General features: G+C 46.9%; 1 pseudogene. It reads left to right on the top strand.

What is annotated here, in order from left to right:
* Positions 1–227 precede the first annotated feature (227 nt).
* Positions 228–621: pseudogene (locus tag AAAT87_RS15460) on the top strand (DUF6444 domain-containing protein); the annotation flags it as partial.

Raw genomic sequence — 621 nt, 5'->3', positions numbered from 1 at the left:
TTTTTAATGATTGAGTCGATGAGGACGTAGGCTGTTTAAAACAGTTCATTTAACGAGTTCTTTTCCGATGATGCCTCCAACATGTCTCCTTTGTCTATTATCTCCCTTCAACAGATTATCTGCCAGGAGATGCGTTTTTGCATTCCCCGTAAGTCAAAAGTCTGCGTTAAGGGATGTAAATCGTGATTTTGCCATGTGGAGATAAATGCTTATCTTTGCACCAAAAAATGGCAAGCGACTGTACTGACATAGATGTTGTTTTGCGCCAGATAAACCAGCGTCTGCGCAAACTTGAGAAGTCCGACTCCGAGAAGACTGAGGAGATCGGACGTCTCAACCGTGTCATTAACCAGAAGGACGTGGAGATACATAATCTAAAGACAGAACTTGCTTCCACAAAGGCTGAACTAGCCGTTGCTGAAAAGCGCATCAAGGAACTCGAGGGTGCTGATGACGATACATCAAGTACACCAGGAAAGCCCGAGAAAAACAGCAGTAACAGCAGTATCCCTCCATCCCAAGAAAGTATCGCTTCCCGTGAGCTGCGCAGGACAAAGTCTCTTCGCAAGCCAAGCGGAAAGCCGAGCGGTGGACAGCCTGGCCACAAGGGTCACACACTGC

This window comes from Segatella sinensis, assembly GCF_040095255.1.
Classification (GTDB): Bacteria; Bacteroidota; Bacteroidia; order Bacteroidales; family Bacteroidaceae; genus Prevotella; species Prevotella sinensis.
This window is presented reverse-complemented; position numbering and strand designations above follow the sequence as displayed.